Source organism: Sandarakinorhabdus sp., assembly GCF_031422795.1.
Lineage (GTDB): Bacteria > Pseudomonadota > Alphaproteobacteria > Sphingomonadales > Sphingomonadaceae > Sandarakinorhabdus.
Genome location: NZ_JANPML010000148.1, coordinates 1 through 2,416 on the forward strand (window position 1 = coordinate 1; position 2,416 = coordinate 2,416).

Here is a 2,416-nt window from a genome sequence, read left to right on the forward strand (position 1 = left end):
GCATGGCTCATGAAGACGTGCTCCGCTGGCTCGCTGCCCACGCCCCCGATGTGCCGGTGATCATCCCCGGCGCATCCACCGCGACCGTTGCCGAGGCTGCCGCCGCATTGGGGGTTGCACCGGGCCGCATCGCGAAATCGCTGGCGATGCGGGTGAATGGCGCAGTGCTGCTGCTGGTGACGCGCGGCGATGCCCGGCTCGACAATCAAAAGGCCCGCGCCGCGCTGGGCGGCAAGCCGCGCATGCTGGATGCTGCGGAAACGCTGGCGGTGACGGGCCATGCCGTGGGCGGTGTCTGCCCGTTTGGTTTGGCAACCGATGTGCCGGTGTGGCTGGATGTGTCGCTGCAGGCGTTCCCAAGCGTGTTTCCGGCCGCTGGTAGCCGCGAAAGCTCGGTGGAAATCGCGCCTCAGCGTCTGGCGGCTCTGGTGGCGCGTGGTTGGGTGGATGCCTGCGTGTTGCCAGAATCCGGGGCAGAATCGGCAGCTGGTTCGGTATAGGGCCGCACCAGCGCCGCGACATCAACGCGCGCCTTCAGCCGGGCCGCCAGCAGATACATGCCGGCGATCTTGCGCTGGATGAACAGCACATCGGGCGGCGGCGCGATGAAGTGCTCGCGCAGGGCCACTAGGCTGCTCGATTGCGCTTTCAGATTGGCTGCCAGGCCGCCACCGCCAAAATCAAACGCGCCATCCATGCGCAGCGGCGCAAAGCCGTCGCGGGCCATGCCCAGGATGGCGTCGGTCATCGCTGCCGGCGGGTTGGCGGGCAGGATGCCCAGCGACGCCAGGCCAGTGAGCAGCGCCTGATCGTCAGCGGCCAGGCCGGCCGCGAGCAGGGCGCGATAGCCATCGCTCACCGCTGCCGGCACGTCGCGGGCGGCGCCGAAATCCAGCAACACCAACCGGCCGTTGTTCAGATCATAGCGGTAGTTGGCGAAATTCGGATCGGTCTGCATCATGCGCCAGTCGAACAGTTCGGCCATCAGGATGCGCAGCATCAGCGTCATCAGCCGGTCACGTTCGGCCTGGGGCAGGGCAGCCGCCTTGTCGATGCCAACACCGCCGACATGGCCCATGGCCAGGATGTTCGGCCGCGACAGATCGGCCGCCAGCGCTGGCACGGCGACGCCGGGCCAGCCCTTGGCCTGCGCGGCATAGCGTTCCAGCATCATGGCTTCGCGGGCGTAATCGGCTTCATCGTGCAACTGGCGCTTGGCATCGGCGAGCAGCGGATCGAGCGCGAACCCTGCCGGCAGCAGGCCCGACAGCTTTACCAGGGTTGCAACATTATCCACATCGGCATCGATGCTGGCGGCGATGCCGGGATATTGCACCTTGATGGCCAGATCGCGGCCATCCAGCGCCACCGCCCGGTGCACCTGGCCGATGGAGGCCGCCGCCATTGGTGCCATGTCGAACTGCTGGAACTGGCGGCGCCAATCGGGGCCCCAGCCGGCCACCAGCGCTTGTTCCAGCTGTTTTTCCGGCATCGGATCAGCTTCTGCACGCAGGCGGGCCAGGATGTCGGCCAATTCGCGCGGCAGCACCTCGCCGCCGTCCATCGAAATCAGCTGACCCAGTTTCATGGCGGCGCCGCGCAGCCGTGCCAGTTCATCGGCCAGCCGCCGGGCATTGGCGGGATTGAGCAACAGGCTGGGCAGGTCGGGCCGCTGCCCCTTCAGCATCTCGCGCGCGCCGCCGCCCAGCACGTTGCCGGCAATGCCGCCAGCCAATCGGCCAAAGCCGGCAAGGCGCGACAGGCGGGACGATGGGACGGTGCGGGGGCGCTGCATGGCGCGTCAATGCCGTGGCCGGGCGCTGCGCGCCAGTGTGGGGCATTGACGCTGGCCCCAAACGCAAAACGGCAGGCGTGATGCCTGCCGTTTCAGATGGTGACCCCTACGGGAATCGAACCCGTGTTTTCGCCGTGAAAGGGCGACGTCCTAGACCGCTAGACGAAGGGGCCAGCAGCGAGAGGCCGCCTGTTATTGACCCAGCGCCTTTGCGTCAACAGGCAATTTCAAAAACCTGCCTCAATCGGTGAAAGCAGCGTCGTCCAGCTCAAGCTCGACAGCGTTGCCGCCGGTCCATTCATCGCGCTTCACGCGGCCGGCAACATGCACGGGACGGCCGCGCGCGCCTTGCAGAGCAGCGCCAAGATCGGTGTCCCCCTGCCGCCACGCCATGGCCTTGATGCGGCCACCGTCGGCGCCGGCCAGTTGCAGGCGCAAATGATTTTCACCAACGATACGGGAATCGACGACCTGGAATGGCCCGGCGGCGATGCGCGGCGCCGGCCAGCCCTGGCCGTAGGGCCCGCCGGCTTCGAGCACATCGACAAGGCCGGCATTCAAACCGCGCGGCGCCACCGCCGTGTCGATGGACAGCGCCCTGTCGGCGGTTGCTGCGGCCAC

Annotated in this window: 2 protein-coding genes, 1 tRNA gene and 1 pseudogene; 1 reads left to right on the forward strand and 3 read right to left on the reverse strand. The window is 67.5% G+C overall.

The genetic code is table 11. The features are described 5' to 3' along the window. The first annotated feature begins 2 nt into the window (after window positions 1-2). A complete protein-coding gene (locus tag RMO81_RS05470; RefSeq protein ID WP_310474758.1) occupies window positions 3-500 on the forward strand; it encodes a YbaK/EbsC family protein in 498 nt (165 codons plus the stop codon). Here the strand turns inward: RMO81_RS05470 and RMO81_RS05475 are convergent. The 3 genes and pseudogenes from RMO81_RS05475 to RMO81_RS05485 form a co-directional block, all read right to left on the reverse strand. Then, the gene (locus tag RMO81_RS05475) at window positions 410-1,795 is read right to left on the reverse strand and encodes an AarF/ABC1/UbiB kinase family protein (RefSeq protein ID WP_310474760.1); all 1,386 of its coding nucleotides are present in this window, start codon (window positions 1,793-1,795) and stop codon (window positions 410-412) included. The genes RMO81_RS05470 and RMO81_RS05475 overlap by 91 nt on opposite strands. Before the next feature lie 97 nt (window positions 1,796-1,892). Beyond that, window positions 1,893-1,968: transfer RNA gene (locus tag RMO81_RS05480), tRNA-Glu, on the reverse strand. A gap of 67 nt (window positions 1,969-2,035) precedes the next feature. Next, window positions 2,036-2,416 (reverse strand): annotated as a pseudogene (locus RMO81_RS05485) (single-stranded-DNA-specific exonuclease RecJ); the annotation flags it as partial.

Bases quoted from the DNA above. Each gene is read 5' to 3' on its own strand.
- RMO81_RS05470 (WP_310474758.1), top strand. From the start codon at position 3: ATGGCTCATGAAGACGTGCTCCGCTGGCTCGCTGCCCACGCCCCCGAT.
- RMO81_RS05475 (WP_310474760.1), bottom strand. From the start codon at position 1,795: ATGCAGCGCCCCCGCACCGTCCCATCGTCCCGCCTGTCGCGCCTTGCC.